General features: G+C 58.5%; 2 protein-coding genes. Both read left to right on the forward strand.

The window, feature by feature from the left end:
• Positions 1 to 648, forward strand: a 648-nt coding sequence (locus WA354_RS10335; RefSeq protein WP_472812929.1) for a glutamate ligase domain-containing protein, incomplete at its 5' end; no start/stop codon positions are given.
• A gap of 173 nt (positions 649 to 821) precedes the next feature.
• Positions 822 to 1,618, forward strand: a 797-nt coding sequence (locus tag WA354_RS10340; RefSeq protein WP_472812930.1) for a glycoside hydrolase family 30 protein, incomplete at its 3' end; no start/stop codon positions are given.

The raw sequence follows: 1,618 nt of genomic DNA on the forward strand, positions 1-1,618 counted from the left end.
GACTACCGCCTCGAATTTCTCCAACCGCGCGCAGGCTGTTTCTCGCACTTCCAAGTGCACGCGCCCACCGGCGTGCTCGGCGCGTTCGAGTTGCATGTCCCCGGCCGCCACAACACGCTGAATGCCACGGCTGCCGTAGCAATCGCACATCAGCTGGGACTGGCGCCGGAGAAGATCGCAGCAGGCATCTCCAGTTTTCGCGGAGTCGATCGCCGTTTCCAGATTCGCGGCCAGGCCCGTGGAGTCACAGTCGTGGACGACTACGGCCACCACCCAACAGAAATCCGCGCCACCCTTGCCGCGGCGCGCGAGTACTCTAAGGGGCGCATTCATGTCGTGTTCCAGCCGCATCGATATTCGCGCACCCGCGACTTGCTCGACGAATTTGGCGGAGCTTTTACGGATGCAGACAGCGTATTCGTGCTTCCCATTTATGCGGCCAGCGAAGAGCCGTTGCCCGGCATAACAGCAGAATTGCTGACCTCGAAAATAACCTCGCCCGTTGCGCAATACGCGCCTGATTCTGTCGCTGCAATTGATGCCGTCGCTGCCACGGCTCGCGAGGGAGACCTGATCATGACCCTCGGTGCAGGCAGTGTGAGCCAGCTTGGACCCCAAATTCTGGCAGCCCTTCAAACCAGGATGTAAGCTGATCTTCCATTCGTGGAGAAGCGCTGGAGCCTTCTCGCGCGCTGAAGTTTCTGAGTTCGTTGGAATCCTTCGTGTCTGCCATCACAGATCGTGGTTAAACCGTTTACTGGCTGGTCGTAGTGTGTGTATGATTCCGCGGACAAACAATTGTCTTCGCGAAGGAGTCTGAAATGAAGTTGAGATCGCGCCGTGATTTTCTGAGGAATGCCACTGCCTCCGCGGCGGCTCTTGCCATCGCCCACAAGGTTCCTGCCTATGCGGCCGGCTTTGCTGCTCCATCCAGCGCGGTGAAGGTGTGGGGTACATTCCGGGATCAGCGCCATGCAGATCGTCCGAGCCTGGAGTGGAAGCGCGCCAGCCAGGTCGCCGCAGACGCGATTCAACTCGACACGGCCGCATCTCGTCAGGAGATTCTCGGCTTCGGCGCGGCTATCACTGAGGCCTCTGCGTACATGCTCAGCCGGCTCACAGATGCAGAGCGAGCGCCCGTAATGCACGATCTGTTCGCGCCCGATGCCATGGCCCTGAATGTGTGCCGCACTTGCATTGGTTCGAGCGACTACGCGACCAAGGTCTACAGCTATGACGAGAGCAGCGAACCCGATCCTGATCTAAAAAAATTCTCCATCGATCACGATAAGCAGTTCTACCTTCCAATTCTTCGCGAGGCACGCAAACAGAATCCGGATTTGTTTTTGTTCTCATCGCCGTGGAGCCCGCCGGGTTGGATGAAGCCGAACAACTCCATGATTGGCGGAGCCATGCGCAAGCTCAGCTTCGGCCCTTACGCGCAATACTTTGTAAAGTTCCTCGACGCGTACAAAGCTGAGGGTGTCGACATCAACGCGGTGACAGTGCAGAACGAGACTGACGCCGAGCAGGAAGGCCACATGTCCGCCTGCTTGTGGGCACAGGAACAGGAGATGGAGTTCGCTGCGCGCTTCCTCAGTCCGGCAATCCGCAAAGC

Origin of the sequence: Occallatibacter sp. (assembly GCF_049802275.1) — a bacterium.
Taxonomy (GTDB): domain Bacteria; phylum Acidobacteriota; class Terriglobia; order Terriglobales; family Acidobacteriaceae; genus Telmatobacter.